The 20,900-nt window shown below is 68.8% G+C and carries 17 protein-coding genes; 8 read left to right on the forward strand and 9 right to left on the reverse strand.

All coding sequences use genetic code 11. From position 1 onward, the window contains the following. The first annotated feature begins 131 nt into the window (after positions 1-131). From ASC63_RS00375 to aqpZ, 6 genes are all read left to right on the forward strand, one after another. Positions 132-1,376, forward strand: coding sequence for a hypothetical protein (locus tag ASC63_RS00375; RefSeq protein ID WP_055808674.1), 1,245 nt, complete (start codon positions 132-134; stop codon positions 1,374-1,376). Then, positions 1,373-2,122: a DUF4129 domain-containing protein gene (locus tag ASC63_RS00380; RefSeq protein ID WP_200936698.1), complete on the forward strand. Its 750-nt coding sequence runs from the start codon at positions 1,373-1,375 to the stop codon at positions 2,120-2,122. Before ASC63_RS00375 ends, ASC63_RS00380 begins: the two co-directional genes overlap by 4 nt. Next, positions 2,119-3,399 carry a DUF4350 domain-containing protein gene (locus ASC63_RS00385; protein ID WP_082486939.1) on the forward strand — a complete coding sequence of 427 codons (1,281 nt, stop codon included), beginning with the start codon at positions 2,119-2,121 and terminating at the stop codon, positions 3,397-3,399. The genes ASC63_RS00380 and ASC63_RS00385 overlap by 4 nt, the downstream gene beginning before the upstream one ends. 4 nt (positions 3,400-3,403) lie before the next feature. Further along, complete coding sequence (locus ASC63_RS00390) at positions 3,404-4,372, forward strand: AAA family ATPase (RefSeq protein WP_055808676.1); 969 nt, start codon at positions 3,404-3,406, stop codon at positions 4,370-4,372. Positions 4,373-4,382: 10 nt separating this feature from the next. After that, positions 4,383-5,813 (forward strand): DUF58 domain-containing protein, encoded by a 1,431-nt coding sequence (locus ASC63_RS00395; protein WP_055808678.1) that lies wholly within the window; start codon positions 4,383-4,385, stop codon positions 5,811-5,813. Positions 5,814-6,008: 195 nt separating this feature from the next. Beyond that, positions 6,009-6,770, forward strand: coding sequence for an aquaporin Z (gene aqpZ, locus ASC63_RS00400; protein WP_055808680.1), 762 nt, complete (start codon positions 6,009-6,011; stop codon positions 6,768-6,770). A gap of 144 nt (positions 6,771-6,914) precedes the next feature. Here the strand turns inward: aqpZ and ASC63_RS00405 are convergent, their stop codons facing one another. Further along, the gene (locus tag ASC63_RS00405) at positions 6,915-8,288 is read right to left on the reverse strand and encodes an MFS transporter (RefSeq protein WP_235491684.1); all 1,374 of its coding nucleotides are present in this window, start codon (positions 8,286-8,288) and stop codon (positions 6,915-6,917) included. A gap of 294 nt (positions 8,289-8,582) precedes the next feature. Beyond that, positions 8,583-9,578, reverse strand: coding sequence for a stage II sporulation protein M (locus ASC63_RS00410; RefSeq protein ID WP_055808683.1), 996 nt, complete (start codon positions 9,576-9,578; stop codon positions 8,583-8,585). Between the two features lie 17 nt (positions 9,579-9,595). Between ASC63_RS00410 and ASC63_RS00415 the strand changes: the two genes are divergently transcribed. Then, positions 9,596-10,498, forward strand: a complete 903-nt coding sequence (locus ASC63_RS00415) for an RDD family protein (RefSeq protein WP_055808685.1) — start codon at positions 9,596-9,598, stop codon at positions 10,496-10,498. 29 nt (positions 10,499-10,527) lie between these two features. On the opposite strand, the gene ahcY is transcribed toward ASC63_RS00415, so the two are convergent. From ahcY to ASC63_RS00430, 3 genes are read right to left on the reverse strand one after another with little or no spacing between them, the layout of a single operon-like run. After that, positions 10,528-12,015 carry an adenosylhomocysteinase gene (ahcY, locus tag ASC63_RS00420; protein WP_055808687.1) on the reverse strand — a complete coding sequence of 496 codons (1,488 nt, stop codon included), beginning with the start codon at positions 12,013-12,015 and terminating at the stop codon, positions 10,528-10,530. Between the two features lie 40 nt (positions 12,016-12,055). Then, positions 12,056-13,489, reverse strand: coding sequence for a phosphomannomutase/phosphoglucomutase (locus tag ASC63_RS00425; RefSeq protein WP_055808689.1), 1,434 nt, complete (start codon positions 13,487-13,489; stop codon positions 12,056-12,058). Then, on the reverse strand, positions 13,486-13,707 hold the full coding sequence (locus tag ASC63_RS00430; protein ID WP_055808691.1) for a DUF3499 family protein: 222 nt from the start codon (positions 13,705-13,707) through the stop codon (positions 13,486-13,488). Before ASC63_RS00430 ends, ASC63_RS00425 begins: the two co-directional genes overlap by 4 nt. Before the next feature lie 44 nt (positions 13,708-13,751). Between ASC63_RS00430 and ASC63_RS00435 the strand changes: the two genes are divergently transcribed. Next, positions 13,752-14,195 (forward strand): metallopeptidase family protein, encoded by a 444-nt coding sequence (locus ASC63_RS00435; RefSeq protein WP_055808692.1) that lies wholly within the window; start codon positions 13,752-13,754, stop codon positions 14,193-14,195. Between the two features lie 105 nt (positions 14,196-14,300). Here ASC63_RS00435 and ASC63_RS00440 read toward each other — a convergent pair whose 3' ends face one another. From ASC63_RS00440 to galE, 4 genes are all read right to left on the reverse strand, one after another. Next, a complete protein-coding gene (locus ASC63_RS00440) occupies positions 14,301-15,779 on the reverse strand; it encodes a DUF5719 family protein (RefSeq protein ID WP_082486942.1) in 1,479 nt (492 codons plus the stop codon). Beyond that, entirely contained in the window at positions 15,769-19,032 is a 3,264-nt protein-coding gene (locus ASC63_RS00445; protein ID WP_055808696.1) for a glycosyltransferase, read from the reverse strand. The genes ASC63_RS00440 and ASC63_RS00445 overlap by 11 nt, the downstream gene beginning before the upstream one ends. Before the next feature lie 94 nt (positions 19,033-19,126). After that, positions 19,127-19,447: a WhiB family transcriptional regulator gene (locus tag ASC63_RS00450; RefSeq protein ID WP_082486945.1), complete on the reverse strand. Its 321-nt coding sequence runs from the start codon at positions 19,445-19,447 to the stop codon at positions 19,127-19,129. Positions 19,448-19,917: 470 nt separating this feature from the next. Beyond that, a complete protein-coding gene (gene galE, locus ASC63_RS00455; protein ID WP_055814534.1) occupies positions 19,918-20,880 on the reverse strand; it encodes a UDP-glucose 4-epimerase GalE in 963 nt (320 codons plus the stop codon). Positions 20,881-20,900: the final 20 nt, after the last annotated feature.

The following is a 20,900-nucleotide window of genomic DNA, read 5'->3' on the forward strand; positions in this document are numbered from 1 at the left end:
CAGAGTGTGTCTGGCACAAGAGTAGTCGAGACACCTGCGCGGCGGGGTAGACGATGCCTGCGCGAGGCCCCGTGTGTGCCAGCATGGAGGCGCACACACGCACACCTATCCCGTTGACGAGGAGAACCCGCGTGGCAGACGATCAGGGCTGGCAAGCACCCGGTGAGACGCCGAGAACACCACCGCGCTACGGCGAGTACGCGCCGCCTGGCCAGCACGCCGGCGCCGACCAGCCCGGTTTCGGTGCGGGCCAGCAGCCCGGCACACCATACGGTTCGGCCCCCGGCTGGACGCCGCCGCCGAAACCCGGGCTGATCCCCCTGCGACCGCTGGGCTTCGGCACACTCATCGGGGCACCATTCCAAGAGCTGCGGCGCAACGCGAGGGCCGTGGTGGGCAGCGCACTGCTCATCCAGGGCATTCTGCTCGTCGTCTCCGTCGTGGTGGTCGGCGTGGTGAGCGCCATCGCCCTGACCCGCATCAGCATGGCGGATGCCGCCGATCTCGACGCGGTCACCAGCGGTTCCGTCGCATCCATCATCGTCTCGGCACTCGTGCCGGTGGCGCTCAGCCTGGTGGGCTCGGCCTTTTTGACGGGGATCATCGTGAGCGACGTCGCGCGCGGAACCCTCGGTGAGAAGCTCAGCCTGAAGGAACTGTGGCGTCTCGCCGGTCGTCGGCTCTGGCCGCTGACCGCGTGGGTGCTCATCGTGGCGGGTGTGCTGCTGGGTCTCATCGCCGTCGTCGGCGGCGCGGCGACGGCGCTCATCCTGGTCGGCAACGCCGTGACTCTCGCACTCGGCATCGTCGTAGCCATACTCGGTGCGCTCGCGCTGGTCGCGCTCGGGGTGTGGCTGTACACGAAGACCTCGCTGGTGCCCTGCCTCATCGTGATGGAGCGGCTCGGCGTGCGCGCATCCATTCGTCGCTCCTGGTCGCTGACCCGTGGATACTTCTGGCGAACGTTCGGCGTGCAGTTTCTGGTTGCGGCCATCGTGAACATCGTGGCGCAGGTCGTGACGACGCCCGTGGCTCTCGTGTACGGCTTTCTCGTGTCCCTCATCGACCCCACCGGCAGCGGTCAGCTCAATGGCGGGGCCATCACGGCGGCGATCGTCTCCTACGCGGTGCTGCTGCTGGTGTCACTGGTGATCGGCGCCGTCACGACGGTGGTGCAGTCCTCGGCCATCGCGCTCATCTACATCGATCTGCGCATGCGCAAGGAGGGGCTCGACCTGAAGCTGGTGCGCTTCGTCGAGGCCCGGCAGACCGGGCGCACGGATGTGGCCGACCCGTACCTTGTCGAGACCGCGGCTGCGGAAGCGCCAGGTACTCCGGGTACGCAACCGCCGGCCGAGGGCTCGCCCTGGGCATGATTCTCGTGCCGGTCGGGGAAACGCTCGCGCTGGGGGCGGCGGCCGTCGTAGCGCGCCTGGAGGACGTGCCCGTCACGCCCGACGGGCCGGATGCGCGCCGCTGGCTTCTCGACGAGCTCTCGAAGGCGCCCTACCAGGCCGCAAAGCCGAACTGGTTCGACCTGCTCTCCCAGGCCGTGAAGGACTGGATCGGCTCACTCTTCGGCCCCAGCTCCGGCACCCTGGGACCGCTGTTGATCGTGGTGCTGGCCGTGCTGATCGTCGCGCTCATCGTTGTGGCGTTCGTGGTGTTCGGACTCCCCCGGCTGAACCGCCGAAGCCGCACGCCCGGCGAGGTCTTCGGCGAGACGGACAGGCGTGACGCGGATGCGCTGCGGCGCGCCGCCGAGGCGGCAGCGGCATCCGGGGACTGGACGACGGCGATCGAGGAACTCTTTCGCGCGCTGGCACGCGGGCTCGCCGAACGCACGATTCTCACGGTGAACCCCGGAACGACGGCGCACGGTTTCGGCGCGCGCGCCGCATCCGCGTTTCCGGCGGAGCGCGTGCGGCTGGGCGAGGCGGCCGGGCTCTTCGACAGGGTGCGCTATCTCGGCGTGGCGGGCACGCAACACGACTACACGACCCTCGGTCAGTTGGAAGCCCGGCTGCGCACGGCACGACCGGATGCGCTGGCGCCGCTCGATGAGCAGGCCGTCGAGCAGCGCGTCGGGCAATCCGGCGCGCATGGCGGTGCCTCACGATGAGCACGGCGCTGCGACCACGCGCGGCCGCCTCATCGACGCCCTCGCTGCGCCAGGCGGGCCGTCGCGCCAGGTTCTGGGTGGGGTTCGCCGCCGTGGCGCTCGTCATCGTGATAGTGGCGATAGCGGTGCGCGGGGGCGGGGATCCGGCGGCCGGCAGCCCTCTCGCCGCCGACAGCGCCGCGCCGGGCGGGTCGCGTGCCCTCGTGCAGGTGCTGCAGCGGCACGGCGTGAGCGTGAAAACAGCCGCGACGCTGTCAGAGGCGCGAGCGGCGGTCACGGCAGCGGGCGCCGCTGATGCGACGGTGCTGCTCGCGGATCCCTCGAACTATCTCTCGAGAGCACAGCTGCGGAGCGTGGCCGAGCTCGGCGCCGCCGTCGTCATCGTGCAGCCCTCCTTCGCTGCGCTCGAGGCGCTGGCCCCCACGGTCTCGGCGGCGGGTGCGGCGAAGAAGTCCTCTGATCTGCCGACCCGCTGCGAGGTGCCTGCCGCCGTGCGAGCCGGCAGTATTACCGCACCGGGTCAGGCCTATCGCGTGGCCGGCGCGGGCTCCACATCGGGCACAGCCGACGTCGTCGGCTGCTTTCCAACGAGCGACGGGGCGTATGCGTACGTGCACACGCGGAACGCACAGAGCGGCTCCAGCGTCGATGTGCTCGGTTCCACGAAGGTGCTCAGCAACGACGGCATCGACCGCGCGGGGAACGCCGCCCTCGCTCTCAATCTGCTCGGCGGCACCCACACGCTCGTCTGGTATCTGCCCACCATTGCCGACGTTGCCGCCACCGGGCCGCCGAGCCTGGGCGCGCTCACTCCGGGCTGGGTCACGGCCGTGATGGTGCTGCTGCTGGTCGCGGCGCTTGCCGCGGCGATCTGGCGCGGTCGGCGCTTCGGACCGCTCGTCGTCGAGAACCTGCCCGTGGTGGTGCGCGCCGAGGAGACCATGGAAGGCCGCGCGCGGCTCTACCAGCGCTCCTCCGCCCGGCTGCGGGCGCTGGACGCGCTTCGTGTCGGCGCCGTCGCCCGGCTCGCGAGGCTGGCCGGGCTTGCACGCACGGCGAGCGTCATCGAGGTTTCGGATGCCGTTGCCGCGCTCATCGGAGGTGACCCCGCCACCGTGCGTGGCATCCTGCTCGGCACCGTGCCGCACAGCGACGCCGAACTGCTGCGGGCATCCGACCGGCTCGCCGAGCTGGAGACCGCCGTCATGAGGCGGACCCGCCCAACGGCTTCTCCGACACCGCAGAACTCGCCGCCCCGATCGAACGAAGGAGAATGAATCCATGACCGAGACCGCAGAAACAGACCGCCTCCGTTCCGCGCTCACGCAGGTGCGCACCGAGGTGGGCAAGGCCGTCGTGGGCCAGGACGGCGCGGTCACGGGCCTCATCATCGCGCTGCTGGCGCGTGGCCACGTGCTGCTGGAGGGCGTGCCCGGCGTCGCGAAGACGCTGCTGGTGCGCTCGCTCAGCCACGCGCTGAACCTGCAGACGAAGCGCGTGCAGTTCACCCCCGACCTGATGCCGGGCGACGTGACGGGCTCGCTCGTCTACGACCCGCGCGCCGGCGAGTTCGAGTTTCGCGAGGGTCCGGTGTTCACCAATATCCTGCTGGCCGACGAGATCAATCGCACCCCGCCGAAGACGCAGTCTGCCCTGCTCGAGGCCATGGAGGAACGCCAGGTGAGCGCCGACGGGGTGAGCAGGCCCGTGCCGGACCCGTTCATCGTGGCCGCCACCCAGAACCCCATCGAATACGAGGGAACGTACACGTTGCCCGAAGCGCAGCTCGACCGCTTTCTGCTCAAGCTCACACTGGATCTGCCCGAGCGCGAGAGCGAGGTGGAGGTGCTGCGCAGGCACGCCGCCGGATTCAACCCGCGCGATCTGGCTGCGGCCGGGGTGACTCCGGTGCTCGACGCCACCCGGCTGGCCGAGGCGCAGGCGGCAGTGGCATCCGTCGGCGCGAGCGCGGATGTGCTGGCCTACATCGTCGACCTCGCCAGGGCCACCCGGCAGAGCCCTTCGGTGAAACTCGGCGTGAGCCCGCGCGGCACCACCGCGCTGCTCGCCACCGCGCGCGCCTGGGCATGGCTCTCGGGCTACGACTCGATCACGCCGGATCATGTGCAGGCCATGCTGCTGCCCACGTGGCGGCACCGGCTTCAGTTGCAGCCCGAGGCCGAGCTGGAGGGCGTCGCCGTCGACGCGATCCTGCGCTCGATCGTGCAGCAGGTCCAGGTTCCGATCTAGGCCGGCTCTCATGACCATCTCCGGCCGCTTCGTTCTGCTCCTCGCCCTCGGCGTGGTGCCCGTCGTTCTGCTCGGGCGCGACGGAAACGTGGCGGCGCTCGTGATGGTCGGGTGGATCGTACTGTGTCTGGTTCTGGGCTTCGTCGATCTGTCGCTCGCGGCATCCGCCCGCCGGCTGTCGGTGCAGCGGGCGCTGCCCGCCCGGGTGCGGCTCGGTGAGAGCGTGACGAGCGAGTTGTATCTGACGAATCTGGGCGCGCGCGCGCTGCGCGGGGTGGTGCGCGACGGCTGGGAGCCGTCGGCGGGCGCCCCGACATACTCGCCGGGCTCGACTGGCTCGACTGGCTCGACGCGGGGGTCTGGGTCGACGCGTGGGTCTGGCTCGACGCGGGGGTCTGGGTCGACCTCGACTGCGGTGCGGATGCCGGTGCGCATTCCCCCGGGCGAGCGTCGGCTTGTCTCCCTTCCGCTCACCCCGACACGTCGCGGCGAGCGTCGCGTGCACCAGGTGACGGTGCGGTCGCGGGGACCGCTCGGGCTGTTCGGCCGGCAGGCCACGCTGGTGGCGCCGGGGCGCATCCGGGTTCTGCCGCCGTTCACCTCGCGCAAGCACCTGCCGTCTCGGCTCGCCCGCCTGCGGGAGCTCGACGGGGCGACGAGCGTGATGGTGCGCGGACCGGGAACCGAATTCGACTCGCTGCGGGAGTACGTGCGCGGCGACGACGTGCGCTCCATCGACTGGCGAGCGACGGCGCGGCGAGGGGCGGATGTCTCGGGAAGCGTCGACCGGCTCGTCGTGCGCACCTGGCGCCCCGAGCGCGACAGGCGCGTCGTGATAGTCATCGACACGGGCCGTACCTCGGCCGCGCGCATCGAGGACGAGCCGCGCATCGACACCGCCTTCGAGGCCTCGCTGCTGCTGGCCGCCCTGGCGACACGGGCGGGCGACCGCGTCGATCTCGTGGCGTACGACCGCCGCGTGCGGGCTCGGGTGCAGGGCGCGAGCGGCGCCGAGTTGCTCTCGCGCATGGTCGACACGCTCGCGGTCGTCGACCCCGAGCTGATCGAGATGGACTGGACGGCCGTGCCCGGGCAGGTGCGCGCCCTCACGAGCCAGCCCGCGCTCGTGGTACTGCTCACCTCGATCGACTCACCGGGCGCGAGTCGCGGGCTGCTGTCGGTCTTGCCGCAGCTGACGAGACGGCACACAGTCGTCGTCGCATCCGTCACCGACCCCGAGGTGCTGCGTGCGGTCGCCGAACGGGGGGACAGGGAGCAGGTGTATCGAGCGGCCGCGGCCGAGCGGGCGCTGCTCGACGTCGCGCGCGTGTCGGCGGCCGTGCGCCGTCTCGGTGCGGAGGTGGTCACGGATGCCCCGGCCCAGCTGCCGCCGGCGCTGGCCGACCGGTATCTGGCGCTGAAGGCGGCGGGCCGACTCTGAGGGTGCGACCGCCGAGGCGAGCGCTGGCCGACGGCGGCCGGGGTGGTTTCAGTTCCACGATGATGCACTGAGCGCGCCCTTCGAGCCCGTTTCGACATACGGCGAGATGTTCGGCGTTACCGTCCTGCTCTCCAATACGGTGCTGTATGCATCACAAAGCATATTCACGGCTTAACTGACATAAAGGAATCGCTCATGGCCGACACCACGGCATCCGCTGAACACACAACCGTCTCAACGCTCGGCGCCCGGCTCGGCGCCGAGGCGCTGGGAACATTCGTTCTCGTCTTCGGCGTGGTCGGGGCCGTACTCTTCGCGGCCGGCTTCAACGGCGGCGAGGGCGGCCTGAACATCGGATTCGTCGGTGTCTCGCTCGCGCTCGGCCTTACGGTCGTGGTCGGAGCGTACGCCTTCGGGCCCGTCTCGGGCGGCCACTTCAACCCGGCAGTGACCATCGGTCTCGCGGTCGCCGGTCGCTTCGCCTGGAAGGACGTGATCAGCTATATCGTCGCGCAGATCGTCGGCGGTATCATCGCCACCGTGTTGCTGTTCGCGATTCTGGCCGGCGGCAAGAACAGCGACCTGACGGCACAGTTCAAGGGTGCCTCCACCGGATACGACGCAATCTCCCCCGGGGGTTACAACCTCGTTGCCGTGCTGCTGATCGAGATCATCACGACGGCGATCTTCCTGTACGTCATCATCGGCGTGACCAGCTCGCGCGCGGCATCCGGCTTCGCACCGCTGGCCATCGGCCTCACCCTGACGCTGCTGGCTCTCATCGCCATCCCGGTCTCGAACGCCTCGTTCAACCCGGCCCGCGCCATCGCGACAGCGATCTTCGGAGGCCCGGAAGCGCTCGGCCAGCTCTGGGCGACCGTCGTCGCCCCGATCGTGGGCGCCATCATCGCCGGCGCCACCTACAAGTTCATCTTCGACCGCACGAAGAAGGCCTGACCCCACCCCCCCGGGGTTGACCACAACGACGGAGATTCTGCGCGATTTGGGGCAATACGCATCCCTTGCTGCCCGATATCCGCAGAATCTCCGTCGTTGTGGTGTGCGCGGTGGGGTGCGGGCTGGGCGGGACCGGCCGGGGCGTCAGGGCTCGGGGGCGGCACCCGGCAGGGTGCGCATGCCCAGCAGTGGAGAGAACACGGCGAAACCGGATGCCGCGAGCGTGCCGATTGCGCCGATCCACAGCGTCGGCACCACTCCGATGCTCGAGCCCAGCACCCCCGCGATCAGGCTGGCGATGGGCATCACGCCCCACACCACGAAGCGGATCGACGCGTTCATGCGCCCCAGCAACCGCGGCGGGCAGACCCTTTGGCGAAAGCTCACCTGGGCGATGTTGTAGACCAGCACCGAGAACGAGAACAGAAACTCCGCGAGAATCAGCAGCGGCAGGGAGAAGGCGGGCTCCAGCGCCGCGGCGGGCCAGAGCAGAATGGCGAGGCCGCTCACGACCGCCGCGAGCGGGATGACGGTGCCCTCGCCGAGCCGGCGCGACAGCCACGGCGTCGCGAGCGCGCCGAGCAGTCCGCCGATCGAGCCGACCGACATGATGATGCCGAGGCCCACGGCGCCGAGATCCAGCTCGCGCAGGATCAGCAGCGTGAGCAGCGTCGAAGCGATCCCGCCGAAGAAGTTGCTGGCCCCGGTGGTTGCGGTGATGGTGCGGATCAGTTTGTGGTGCCAGACGAACGACAGGCCCTCACGAATCTCGTGCCATAGCCCGGCGCGCTCGGCAGGATCGGCCGGCTTCTCTTCGTCCCGGATGCGCCACAGGAACAGAAACGACAACACATAGCTCAGCGCGTCACCCAGCAGCAGCAAGGGCGCACTGACGATCGTGAGCAGTCCGCCGCCGAGCGCGGGGCCGCCGATGCGCGCGATCTGGGCGGTGGATTCGAGCCGGGCATTGGCATCCGGAACCTGCGTGTGGCGCACCAGGATGGGCACGTAGCTCTGGTAGGAGACGTCGAAGAAGACGGTGGCCATGCCGATGACGGCGGCCACCACGTAGACGTGCCACATCTGCAGAGCGCCGAGAACCCACAGCAGCGGGATGGCGATGAGGGCTATCGCGCGCACGGCGTCGGCCGCGATCATCACGCGGCGCTTCAGCCAGCGGTCGACCCAGGCACCGGCGGGCAGGCCGACCACCAGGAATGCCGCGGTCTCGGCCGCGCCGAGCACGCCGACCTGGAACTCGGTGGCCTGGAGCAGGTTGATGGCCAGCACGGGAACGGCGAGCTGGGTGAGCTGGGTGCCGAGCTGACTGGCCGATTCGCCAGCCCACAGCTTGAGGAAGCCGCCGTGCCGCCACAGGCTGGGGCCGGATGTTTCGACGGAAGCACTCGTACTCGTTGCGTCTGCCCGATGGCTCGATTCGGGGTCGGAATGGGCGAGAGACTCGACGACCGGTTCGGCGATCGATTCCTCGCCACCCTCAAGAAATTGCTCGCTCACGAATCAAGTATCTCCGACGGCGCCCCGCTCTCGGTCATGATCGCCATGCACCCCGACCGCCAGGCCGGCTGAACGCACCCCGCACCTACGCCCGACCCGTCGTCCTGTCAGCTTCCGGCCTGTCACCGCGCGCCGCTCCCGCACATAACTCATGCAGTTCCGATGCAGCCACGGACGGCGGCCCGAAAAGACGCGGAAGTCCGACGCCGCCGCGTCAGATTGCATGAGTTATGCGCAGCGCTGGCCGCTCAAAGCGAGGTGGCCGGGCGGGCCAGGAGGCCGGCTGAGCGCGGCTCAGCCGACGATGAGGCGGCGGGCGCCGGCCTCGAACTCGTCGAGGTCCCCGGTCTCTCCGGCGCGCACGGCGCGGCGGCCGACGACAAGCATGTAGACGAAGAATGCTGCAAGCGCGAGTGCGCCGATGCCGATCTTCACGGGCCATGGCCAGGGCGCCGGGGTCACGAAACCCTCGATGACACCCGAGACCAGCAGCGAGAGCACCAGCCCGATCACCACCGTGAACAGTGCGCGGCCGTCTTCGGCGAGCGCCTGCCCGCGCGTGCGCGCCCCGGGCGCCACCCACGCCCAGAAGATGCGCAGTCCGGCCGCAGCGGCCACAAAGATTGACGTGAGTTCGAGCATCCCGTGCGGCGCGATGTACAGGAAGAACACATCCCCCTTGCCGTAGGCGAACATGATCGCGCCCGTCACGCCCACGTTCATCGCGTTCTGCAGAATAATGACCGGCACGTACAGCCCGAGAATGCCGAAGGCAATACACTGCGCGGCAATCCAGGCATTGTTGGTCCACACCTGGCCCGTGAACGACGCTGCGGGGTTCGCCGAGTAATAGTCGGTGAAGCTGTGGTTCACGAGTTGCTTGAGGTCGGCATCCGACCCGTAATTGGCGAGCACCTGATGGTCGCCCAGCGTCCAGGCCGCGTAGAGGCCGCCGACGACCACCGTCACGAGCGCGACGGCGAGCGTCAACCAGCGCAGCCGAAACAGCGCGGCAGGCAGCTGGATGCCGAAAAACCGTGGCAGCTGCGAGAACAGATTGCTGCCCGCGCCCGTGAAGCGCAGCCGGGCCGTGGACAGCAGGATCGACAGGCGGTCGCCCTGGGGCGTCGACCCCGCCTGCGTGCGGATCGCCGACAGCTCGGTGGCCCCGGATTGGTACAGGTCGATGAGCTCGTCGGCCTCCACCCCCGAGAAGGTGCGTTTGCGACCGAGCGCGGCGAGGCGATCCCACTGATCACGGTGGGCAGCAGTGTATGCGTCGAGGTCCATCTGCTTAGATGATATCCATGGTCGACAGCGGTGCGCCCGAAGTGCCGGGTCTGGGCGACAGCGGCGCGCCCGGGTTCTCCGGCATGGATGACGGCTCCGAGAACGAGTTGATGACCGGCGAGGCCGTCGCGCTCGACGTTCGGCCCGCGAGCTTCATTCTGCGCGCGGCCGGATCAATGATCGATTGGCTGGCGTACGTGGCGCTGCTGGTGGGACTCGTGCTGGCGATCCTGTTTCTCGGCGGCGGCCTCGACACGGCGTTGCAGACGGCGCTCGTCACGATCAGCCTGGTGTTCGCCCTCGTGATAGTTCCGATGACGGTTGAGATCGCCTCCCGGGGCCGGTCACTGGGCAAATGGGCGGTGGGCGCACGTATCGTGCGCGACGACGGAGGCGCCACCCAGTTTCGGCACGCATTCATTCGCGCGCTCACCGGGGTTCTCGAGATCTTCATGACCTTCGGCGGGCTTGCCGCGATAGCCGCGCTGCTCAACGGCCGCTCGAAGCGGCTCGGCGACCTGCTCGCCGGAACCTACAGCCAGCACGAGCGCGTGCCGCGCATTAACGACGTCATATACGGGGTGCCCGAGCCGCTCACGCAGTGGGCGACGATTGCGGATGTCGCGCGGCTGCCCGACCGCCTCTCGCGCCGCATCGCCGCGTATTTGCATCAGGCGGCGCAACTCACGCCTCTCGCTCGGGCCGGGTTAGCTGTGGAGCTGGCCGGGGAGGCATCCGCGTTCGTGGCGCCGTTGCCACTCCCGTCGAGTGGGTCCGCGGTGGACGCCGAACTCTTTCTTGCGGGGGTGGCTGCGCTGCGTCGCGAGCGCGACACCGCCGCGCTGCGCCTCGAGGCCGAGCGGATGTCGCGCCTCGCGCCGGTGCTCACCGAGCTTCCGCACGCCTTCCCGTCCCGCTGACCCACGCCTCGCCGCCCGCCCGAGGCGGGTCAGTAGCGGTAGTGGTCGACCTTGTATGGGCCCTCGACCGGCACGCCGATGTAGGCGGCCTGCTCCGCGCTGAGCGTCGTCAGCTCGACGCCGAGGGCGTCCAGGTGCAGCCGCGCCACCTTCTCGTCGAGGTGCTTGGGCAGTACGTACACGCCAACCGGGTAGTTCTCGGGCGACACATACAGCTCGATCTGTGCGAGCACCTGGTTGGTGAACGAATTGCTCATCACGAACGACGGATGCCCCGTGGCGTTGCCCAGGTTCATCAGCCGCCCCTCAGAGAGCACCAGCACCGACCGGCCGTTCGGCAGCCGCCATTCGTGCACCTGCGGCTTGATCTCCACCTTCTCGACACCGGCCAGCGCCTCGAGGCCGGCCATGTCGATCTCGTTGTCGAAGTGGCCAACGTTGGAGACGATCGCCAAGTGCTTCATCGCCAGGATGTGCTCGAGCGTGATCACGTTGAGGTTGCCCGTGCACGAGACGAAGATGTCCACCTCGCCCACCACGGACTCGAGACGCGCCACCTGAAAACCGTCCATGGCCGCCTGCAGGGCGTTGATCGGGTCGACCTCGCTCACGATCACCCGAGCACCCTGGCCGCGCAGCGCCTCGGCGGCCCCCTTGCCCACGTCGCCGTACCCGACAACGAACACCACCTTGCCGCCGATGAGTACATCGGTGGCGCGGTTCAGCCCGTCGGGCAGCGAGTGCCGAATGCCGTACTTGTTGTCGAACTTGCTCTTGGTGACCGAGTCGTTCACGTTGATCGCCGGGAACAGCAGCTTGCCGTCGCGCGCCAGCTCGTACAGGCGGTGCACGCCGGTCGTGGTCTCCTCGGTGACACCGCCGATCTCCGCGGCAATCCGCGTCCAGCGGTCGCCGGATGCCTTCAGCGACTCCCGAAGCGCCTCGAGAACCACGCGGTATTCGTGGGAGTCGCCGTCGGCCGCATCCGGAACAGCGCCGGCCTCTTCGAAGTCGCGACCGAGATGCACCAGCATGGTGGCGTCGCCGCCATCGTCGAGAATCAGGTTGGGGCCGATCCAGTCGGCACCGGAGCTTTTGGCTTCAGCCGACCAGTCGAAGATCTGCTGGGTGCACCACCAGTACTCCTCCAGGCTCTCGCCCTTCCAGGCGAAGACCGGCACGCCCGCGGGCGCGTCAACCGTTCCGTTCGGCCCGACGACAACGGCCGCCGCGGCTTCGTCTTGCGTGGAGAAAATGTTGCAGCTGGCCCAGCGCACCTCGGCGCCGAGGGCGACGAGCGTCTCGATGAGCACCGCGGTCTGCACGGTCATGTGCAGGCTGCCGGCGATGCGCGCTCCGGCGAGCGGCTGGGATTCGCCGAACTCGGTGCGCAGGGCCATGAGGCCGGGCATCTCGTTCTCGGCCAGGCGCAGCTGGTGGCGGCCCGCGGGTGCCAGCGAAAGGTCGGCGACCTTATATGCGAGCGCGGTCGTGTCGGGGGAAGCGGCAAGAGTCATGCGTCTATTCTCGCATCACCGCGCTGCTGTGCGTGGAGGCCTACGCGCGAATGAGCGCCAGCACGTGGTCGCGGATGCGTGCCATCGTGGGCTGGTCCGCGGCCTCGACGTTCAGGCGCAGCAACGGCTCCGTGTTGGAGGGGCGCACGCTGAACCACCAGAACGGCTCATCGGGGCTCACCATGCCGGTGACGGTCAGTCCATCGAATTCGTCGAGATCGGCGATGGACGAATACGCCTCGACGATACGCGTATACGCGGCCGGAACATCCGCAACGGTTGAATTGATCTCGCCCGAGCCCGCGTACGGATCGAAGCGCTCGGCAAGCTGCGAGAGCGGCGCATCCTGCGTGCCGAACTCGGCGAGCAGGTGCATCGCGGCGAGCATGCCGTTGTCCGCACTCCAGAAGTCGCGAAAATAATAGTGCGCCGAGTGCTCCCCACCGAAGATCGCGCCGGTGGCCCGCATCTCATCCTTGATGAGCGAATGCCCCACCTTGGTGCGAATCGCGGTGGCTCCAGCCGCCTCGATCGTCTCGGCAACGATATTCGACGTGATCACGTTGTGCAGCACGGTGATCTCCGCATCCGGATCGGCGGCACGCACGCGCGTGATCTCCCGCAGGGCGACTATCGCCGCGACGGCCGAGGGGGTGACGGCCCGGCCGAGCTCGTCTACGACGAAGCAGCGGTCGGCGTCGCCGTCGAACGCCAACCCCAGGTCGGCGCCGTGCTGCACCACCGCCTTCTGCAGGTCGACAAGATTCGAGGGCTCGAGCGGGTTCGCCTCGTGGTTGGGAAAAGATCCGTCGAGTTCGAAATACAGGGGGATGACCGTGAGCGGCAGCGCGGGCAGCCCGGCAGCCTCTTCGAGCACGGCGGGAACGGTGAGCCCGCCCATGCCATTGCCGGCATCCACCACAACGGTGACGGGGCGGATGCCGCTGAGGTCGACGAGAGAGCGCAGGTACCCGGCGTATCCGGCCAGCACATTCTGCTCGCGGAACGTTCCCGGGGCCGGAGTCGAGACAAGGCCATCGGTGAGATACGCCTCCGCCCTGTCGCGAATGGTGCCCAGCCCGGTCTGCATGCTGATGCCCTGCGCACCCGCACGAGCCAGCTTGATGCCGTTGTACGTTGCAGGGTTGTGACTGGCTGTGAACATCGCCGAGGGGGCGTTCAGAATGCCGGATGCGTAGTACGACTCGTCCGTGGAGCACAGCCCGATCGACACCACGTTGGCACCGCGGGCCTGTGCTCCTGCCGCGAATGCCGCCGCGAACTCCGGCGAGGAGTCACGCATGTCATGGCCGACCACAACGTCGCCGCCCGCCGCCCCGACCTCGTCGACGAAACCCGCCGCGATGGCCGTCACGATCTCAGCCGTCAGTGATTCGCCGACGAGTCCGCGTACGTCATAGCTCTTGACGACGGCATTCAGCTGGGCCCGAATGCTGCGGGCCGACGAGCTCATGCCCCGAAACCGCTCTCACCGAGCACCGAGTGGCGCACCACCTGCCAGCCCTTCGGGGCGGAAAGACGCTCGGCATGAACGGTGCACAGATCGTAGCTGTGTGGCTCGTGCGCCATGCTGAGCGGCCCGAGCACGGCCATCGAATCCGCGTACACATAGGTCAACGTGGAGACGGCATCGTTGCTGCACGCGGCTCGGGAACACGGACGATTCGGCATCGCCCTCCAGACTATCCCGAGCCCTTCCGCCGTAGGATGTCGACATGCCCCGTTCCCGTCATGCCAGCGTCGAGCCGTCCCCGCGCAGCGCGTGGCGCAGCAGGCACGGACACGGCGCACGAGGCCCCGTCACCGGACCCCACCTGCCCATGCTGCACAGCCGCATCGACTTGTTCGAGTCGACCGTGGCATCCACCGCCGACTACCTCAAGGGGCTCTGGCCGACAGACCTGGCGCAGGTGCGCTTCGAGGTGGCCTCGGCACCGATCTCGACCACGGATCCGCGCGGGGTCGAGCGCTGGCGGGTCGACCCGCAGACCCACACCGTGATTCTCTACAGGGTGCCGATCCAGCGGCTCAGCAAGCTGCACCGCAACGACGAACTGCACCAGCGGATGCTCGTGGAGAGTTGCGTTTTCCGTGCCGTCGCCGAGTTGCTCGGCAAGGACCCGTGGGATTTGGCTCCCGAGAGATTTCGCCACTTCTAAGCACGGGACGGGGCCGCAATGCGGCCTACGCAACGCTGAACCTTGACGCCCGAGCGGTTCAGGCGCTTCTAGGCGTGGCCGGCCGGTATCCGGCGCGCCACGCGTCTACCGCGGATACACCGTGATGGCACTCGCCAGCGGCGCGGCAGGCTGCAGGGCGAATGACGCGAGCTGGCCGTCGCCGCTGTATCCGACCGAGGCGACGAGGCCCGCGGCGCCAGCCACCGCGTACACCCCCGCGGTCGGGAGCGCGACGCTCGTGCCGGCGCCAGCAGGCACCGTGACCTTCTGCGCGACGCCCGCCCGCGAGGTGATGGTGAGCGCGGCATCCGTCGTCGCGGTGTTGAGCAGATGCAGCGTGGCACCGGGGCCGGCGCTGATCGGCGCGAGGAAGGCATCCGACAGTGGTGAAGACGCCGTGAACCAGGCGAAGTCTTTTGCGGTGGCGCTTGCCGTCGAGGTGCGCGCGGCGGCAACGATCGGCTGATCGGAGGTGACATCGAGCGTGTAGTTGCCGTCGCTGAGTGCGTCGAGCGGGATCTCGGTGACCACGCCTGGCTTCAGCGTGGCAGTGTAGGCGTCGCCGGTGGCCGTGCCGGTCTCGCCTACAACGCCGACACTCACCTGGGCCGGCTTGCTGCCGGGCACGAGCACTCGCAGGGCGGGGAGGTTGCTGCCGTAGCCCTCGCTGGACTGGCTGGCCTTCAGGGCGGACAGCGTGCGCACCATCATCCCGGCGATCTGCTGGTGGGTTGAGGGAGCGCCCGTCGCGGCGGTCATCTCGACGCCGCCCGGTTCGATGCCCTGAACGACGCTCTGCTGCATGGTAGCCAGCACGCGGCCCCCATGGGTCTGCACGTGCACGACGGGGGCACTGACGGATGGCGCCAGCCCCGCGAGCGGCACGATCTTCTGCGCGCCGGCGGGCACCGAGATGCCGGTTCCGCCGGGGGCGCTCACCGGACCGGATTCGCCGTAGACGGTGAGGTCGACGGTGGCGAGCGCCGCGCCCGGATTGGTGAGGAGCACCAGGCTGGTCTGGCCGAGGCTGGTGGCTCCGGCGACCAGCCAGCTGTCTGCGGAGGCGTCGTCGCAGGCCGCTGCCGCGAGCCCGCTCAGATCCTCCTGGGTTGCCCGCTGGCTCTGGCTGCCGACGATGAGCGGCGGCCGGGTCGCGCCGGGGGCCACCGGAACGGTGATCAGCAGCGGCGCGCCGTTGTGGGAGCTGCTGCCTCCGGTCTTGAGCGCCTTCCTCTGCGGATTCGCCTGTTCGGCACCGGTTTCTGTTCCGGTGCCCGTGGCGGCTCCGGCGTCTGTTCTGGCGCCGGCGACCGTCGCCGGCGTTCCGAATGCGGATGCCGCTGCGGCGTTGCTCGAGTCGGCCGCAAGCGCCAGGATCGGCCCGGGGCACACGCGTGCCTGGTCAGTCGGAACGGGCGTGACCTTCACCGCCGGTGGCGCGACGGTGTGGGAGGGCAGGGGTACCCAGAGCGCCACCGCGACGGCCGCCGCCGCGACGGCGATGCCCACGACACCGGTGACCGCGCGCGCGCTCCCGCGCACGATGCCCTGTCTAGTCGACACGTTCGCCCCCGCTCTCCCCCGCCGCGTGGCTCTCGCCCGCCCCTGGGCTCTCGCGGCCGTGGCCGCGTTCGTCCCCCCGACCGTGCTCGTCGAAAACGACGGAATTATTGGCGCTGTGCGCATCTGACGAGGCTTGAGCACGCGCATCCGCCTCTGTCTCCGTCGTTTTGGACGGGACCGGGCTCAGGTCGACGCCTGCAGAAGCGGATGCGCGCGGCTCGCCCGCGGCATCCGGAGCGTCCGCCTCTCCCCGGCCTCGTTCCAAAACGACGGAACTATCTGTTTTTTCGTCCGTTATTGAAGGATCGCTCGACCCTTCATCGCTTTTCTCCGTCGTTTTCGACGGCACGGCCGGGGACGGGACGGAGGGCTCCACCGGGTCGGGCGGCGGCGAGCCCTTCGGCGACGCGGCGGCGCGCGAGCGGGGCCGGCCGCGGCGCGGCTCGGTGAACTCGGTCACGCGACCGGTCGGAAGCGCCAGCAGCAGGAAAATTCCGAAGATCACACCGAGCACAACGAGCGACAGCGGGCGCGCCGCGCCACCGGCATCCGGGGGAATACGTGCGGCGGCAGGAATCGCCTTCTCGTCACCGGCATCGAAGCTGAACAGCGCACCGTAGCCAGTCTCGGCCACGTCGGCCAGGTGCGCGTTGGCCGTGAGAGCAGTGGATGCCCGCGTGCTCGTCGCCACGGCCTCACGACTGGGGTCCTCGTGCGCCGCGTGCGCGGCCGGCGCGAGCAGTACGAATCCGATGCCCAGCCGGGACAGCTGCTCAGACGGGTCCTGCCCGCTCTGCGAGGCGAGATTGCCGGCCAGGGACGCGAGCGCGCGCTCGCCCGATCCCGCACCCTCCCGGGTACTCAGCAGGGTGCTTTGGCTGTCCAGGGTGTTGCCCGTTCCGCGAAGCAACTCCGCAGCGATGCCGCCGTCAGCTTGTGGGGTCAGGCGCAACGTTCCGATGCGCGGGTTTGTGGCGGCATCCGCTGTCACGACGGCGGGCAAGGTGCGCCCGTCACCGCCTGCGACGACGGTTGTGCCGAGCGGCAGGCTGATGGCCGCGGGGGTGATGGCGACGGCAACCGCAACGACGACGACCCACGCGGGCACCAGCGCCGCGCGACCGAGAGCGCCGAGCCCGATAGTGGCCGCCCCGACCAGCCCGAGCCAGTAGAGGCTCAGCCCTGCCCCCGCCCACACCGCAACGGATGCCGAGCCGACCGTCGCGACGGCCAGCTGGCCGGCAGCAATGGCCGTCAGGAAGCCGAGCAGTGCCACGCCGAGACTGAGCATCGCACGAGCCGACCCGCGCAGGAACATGGCCAGGAGTGCCAACACCCCGAGCGGGATCAGCAGGATGGGCACGATGAACACGGGAGCGACGCCGGATAGTGAATGTTCGGACAGGAACTGCGCCCAGCCGCCGAGCGAGGCATCCGGGAACCCGCTGACAAGCTCCCAGGCGTGAGGTCGGTTACTGGCGAGTGGAACCGCGGGATCCGCCATGAGCGCCAGCCAGTTGCCTACGGCGCCCTGCTGCCACACGAGCGGCGCGAAGAGCGCCAGCGCCGGCAGGGGCATCACGATGAGCCGCGCAATATGGCGGCCCGCCAGCACGAGGCTCACGATCCAGAGCACGATCAGCGCCGGCCCCAGCGAAGGTGCGCAGGCCAGCGTCGCGGCCGCAAGAATCGCCGTGGTCGCCGCAGCCGCCCACGATCGTGACGCCGAAACGCCGGCGAAGAACAGCCAGGGCAGCAGCAGGTGCACCAGAACCGCGGATGGCCGGCCCGTCTGCAACCCCAGCAACAGGCTCGGCGCGAGAGCCCACACGACGGCGGCGGTCGCACGCAGGCCCATTCGGTCGGTGACGCGGCTCGCGGCGATCCAGGCGCCGAGGGCGGCCAGAGGCAGCGCGGCAATCCACACGATCGTCAGAGAGAACGACGGCTGCCAGAAGGTCAGCGAGCCGAGAACGGCAAGCACGGCACTGAACGGATCCGCCGCGCCGACGAATCCGAGGCCGATGTCGCGCCATCCGTAGCCCACATGATCCCAGAGGGCGGCGACGCTGCCGGAAAGCGGCAGCAGGGATCCGCCGGTCAGAACGGATGTGCCGAGAAGCGGAACGCTCAGCGCCACGCCGATGACGGCCATGACCAGAACGACCCAGACTCCACCGCCCGAGAAGAACCGCAACTCCTTCTTTTCTCCGCGATAGCGCAGCAGAGCGGCCTCGCGCTTCAGCGCGCGTGCCCGACGCTCCTCGGCATGCGGAATGCGCAGCGGCTTGACGGCGGCAAAGCCGACGACCTTACTCCGGGCGATGGCACGGCGTGCGGAAGTGGTGCTCACCGCATTGAACGCGGTGGCGAAAGCTGCCGCGAGTTCACCGATGATGGCGCCGGGCTCCTTGCGCACCAGGCGAGCGAGCGAGCGAGCGATGGCGAGCGGCACCAGGGACAGCCAATGCAACGGCACGGCGGCGGCGGGCGCGTATGCCATGCGCCGGTGCAGCTGCGCGGCGCGGCGCACACGGAAGAGTCGCCGACGATTTCTGCCCTTCGTGGAGCGGCTCGGCCCCGCAACGCCGTCGGCAGCGAACCCCACGCGCGCGGCGGGAACAAGCACGACCCGAGATCCGGCCAGACGCACGCGCACACAGAAATCGAGGCCGTCGTCAACGAGGGGAAGGCCCGGGTCGAAGCCGCCCAGCCGCTCCCACAGCGTGTGTCGCACGAGCATGCCGCCGGGCGCCACTGCCAGCACGTCGCTCAGCCCGTCGTGCTGCGCCTGGTCGAGTTCGTCCTCGACCAGGGGCACGGATGCGCCGAGCGGCGTCATCGCCTCGCCGAGGCCGCGCAGTGTGCTCGGTTCGTTCCAGTCGACCAGCTTCGGCCCCGCCACCGCGACCGATGGCGACACCTCGACCGCCGCGAGAAGCATTTCGAGTGCACGAGGCTCGGGTGCGGTGTCCTGCGCCAGCAGCCAGAGCCACTCGTGATCGGAGACGGCCTGCCCGACCGAGCGCAGGCCCGTCGCCACCGCCGCGCCGAACGGCAGCGTTTCGCGCACAGAGACGATCTGGGTCAGCGAGTAATTCGCAAGAACAGCGGCGGAATCGTCGCTGGCCGAGCACATGACGGCGACCACGACATCCGGCTGCCTGCTTTGGGCTTTCAGGGCGTCGAGCGTTCGCGTCAGGTGCTCGCCGCCATTGCGGGCGACAACAATCGCGGTGACTCTCGGATACATCGGGGCAAGCCTAGGTTGCCCCCGGCGAATCGCCGCTCAGGCTGCGCGGGTGTCGCGCATCGAGATGCCTCGACACGGTTCGCGCCGCGTCACGCTAGACGGCGCGTTTGCGCAGCTTGCGCCGCTCCCGCTCCGAGAGGCCGCCCCAGATTCCAAAACGCTCATCGTTCGCCAGTGCATACTCAAGGCACTGCGACTTGACCTCGCAGGAGGCACAGATCTTCTTGGCATCCCGCGTCGATCCGCCCTTTTCGGGGAAGAACGCTTCGGGATCCGTCTGCGCACACAGCGAATCGGACTGCCATGCCAACGGGTTCTCGTCGTCGGTGACGGAACGAACCCCAGGCACCCCCAACCGGACAGGATCAATGAACCAGTCATCGGGTACCCCAGAGCGATATTCAGGTATAGCCATATCGATCTCCCACCCATGTCTTGCGTTTACAACGGCAAACGCGTTGTTAGTAATTACACCGGTGTAGTTCAGTCGCGTCAAGTCGCGAATCGTAAAGCCTCAACTTGCGATAGAGAGTTTGCGACGCGCCGCAGCTCTACAACATTCGCGCCACGACCATCACTTCCACCCCCGTGCCGTTGTCCCAAAACGACGGATGTTTTGCTCGCGTGAGCGTATTTGCTGCGTTTCGCATCGCGATCCGCCTCTTTCTCCGTCGTTTTCGTTCGGCGCACCACCCCGTCCCCTGCGACCCCTCCCGTCGCCACGGCGCGATCCAAAACGACGGGGATACACGTAATTCGCGGGTATTCAGCGCGCTTTTTTGCGGCGGAAGCCACATTCTCCGTCGTTTTTGGGCGGAGGAGCGGTGGGAGCGCCAGCGGACTCGCCAAGCGCAGCTCGCCCAGGCCGGGCGCGGTCGGTCTGCCCTAGCGGACGGCCTGGCGCGCCGCCCACGCGCTGGAGACCATCTCGGCGAGCGAGTGTCGCATCCGCCAGTCGAGGTCGCGGGCCGCGAGTTCACCGGATGCGACGATCCGCGCGGGATCGCCGGCCCGCCGCGGCCCCACTTCTGGGGTAAACGAAATTCCCGTCACGACGGCGACCGTGGACATGATCTCGCCCACGGAGACGCCATCGCCACTTCCGAGGTTGTACACGGCCTCGATCGACTCGCCGCCGTCGAGGCGTTTGGCCGCGGCCACGTGCGATACGGCGAGGTCGGCGACGTGGATGTAGTCACGCACGCAGGTGCCATCCGGGGTCGGATAGTCGATGCCGTTAATGCGGGGCGCCCTGCCTGCCACGAGCGCATCGAAGACCAGCGGGAACAGGTTATGGGGGCTCGTATCGGAGAGCTCGGGGGTTCCGGACCCGACCACATTGAAATAACGCAGGCTGGTGTGCCGCAACCCGGCCGCGACTGCCTGGTCGCGCAGCAACCACTCGCCGATCAGCTTCGACTCGCCATACGGGGACTGCGGGTTCTTGGGGGTGTCCTCGGTCACCAGATCCGCATCCGGGGTGCCATAGACAGCGGCACTCGACGAGAACACGATCTCGCTAATACCCGCATCCTGCATCGCCGCAAGCAGCGTAGACGTGCCCGTCACGTTCTGTTCGTACGTATGCAACGGTCGCTGCACCGAGACACCGGCGTATTTGAAGCCGGCCACGTGCACGACGCCGGTGATGTCGTGGTCGCGCAGCGTCGCATCCAGCAGCGGGCGATCGAGAATCGTGCCTCGCACAAAGGGCACGGACGCCGGCACGAATGACTCGTGCCCGCTCGAGAGGTCGTCGATAACGACGGTGTCGATGCCTTCGCTCTGAAACGCCCGCACGACATGCGCACCGATGTAGCCCGCTCCTCCGGTGACCAACCACGCCATGGGCATCCTCCGCTTCGCCT

Source organism: Leifsonia sp. Root112D2 (genome assembly GCF_001424905.1).
Lineage (GTDB): Bacteria > Actinomycetota > Actinomycetes > Actinomycetales > Microbacteriaceae > Root112D2.

What these genes read in the sequence shown, in the direction of transcription:
- ASC63_RS00380 (WP_200936698.1), top strand. Translation starts at nt 1,373, where the DNA reads ATGATTCTCGTGCCGGTCGGGGAAACGCTCGCGCTGGGGGCGGCGGCC.
- ASC63_RS00385 (WP_082486939.1), top strand. Translation starts at nt 2,119, where the DNA reads ATGAGCACGGCGCTGCGACCACGCGCGGCCGCCTCATCGACGCCCTCG.
- ASC63_RS00390 (WP_055808676.1), top strand. Translation starts at nt 3,404, where the DNA reads ATGACCGAGACCGCAGAAACAGACCGCCTCCGTTCCGCGCTCACGCAG.
- ASC63_RS00395 (WP_055808678.1), top strand. Translation starts at nt 4,383, where the DNA reads ATGACCATCTCCGGCCGCTTCGTTCTGCTCCTCGCCCTCGGCGTGGTG.
- aqpZ (WP_055808680.1), top strand. Translation starts at nt 6,009, where the DNA reads ATGGCCGACACCACGGCATCCGCTGAACACACAACCGTCTCAACGCTC.
- ASC63_RS00410 (WP_055808683.1), bottom strand. Translation starts at nt 9,578, where the DNA reads ATGGACCTCGACGCATACACTGCTGCCCACCGTGATCAGTGGGATCGC.
- ASC63_RS00415 (WP_055808685.1), top strand. Translation starts at nt 9,596, where the DNA reads ATGGTCGACAGCGGTGCGCCCGAAGTGCCGGGTCTGGGCGACAGCGGC.
- ahcY (WP_055808687.1), bottom strand. Translation starts at nt 12,015, where the DNA reads ATGACTCTTGCCGCTTCCCCCGACACGACCGCGCTCGCATATAAGGTC.
- ASC63_RS00425 (WP_055808689.1), bottom strand. Translation starts at nt 13,489, where the DNA reads ATGAGCTCGTCGGCCCGCAGCATTCGGGCCCAGCTGAATGCCGTCGTC.
- ASC63_RS00430 (WP_055808691.1), bottom strand. Translation starts at nt 13,707, where the DNA reads ATGCCGAATCGTCCGTGTTCCCGAGCCGCGTGCAGCAACGATGCCGTC.
- ASC63_RS00435 (WP_055808692.1), top strand. Translation starts at nt 13,752, where the DNA reads ATGCCCCGTTCCCGTCATGCCAGCGTCGAGCCGTCCCCGCGCAGCGCG.
- ASC63_RS00445 (WP_055808696.1), bottom strand. Translation starts at nt 19,032, where the DNA reads ATGTATCCGAGAGTCACCGCGATTGTTGTCGCCCGCAATGGCGGCGAG.
- ASC63_RS00450 (WP_082486945.1), bottom strand. Translation starts at nt 19,447, where the DNA reads ATGGCTATACCTGAATATCGCTCTGGGGTACCCGATGACTGGTTCATT.
- galE (WP_055814534.1), bottom strand. Translation starts at nt 20,880, where the DNA reads ATGGCGTGGTTGGTCACCGGAGGAGCGGGCTACATCGGTGCGCATGTC.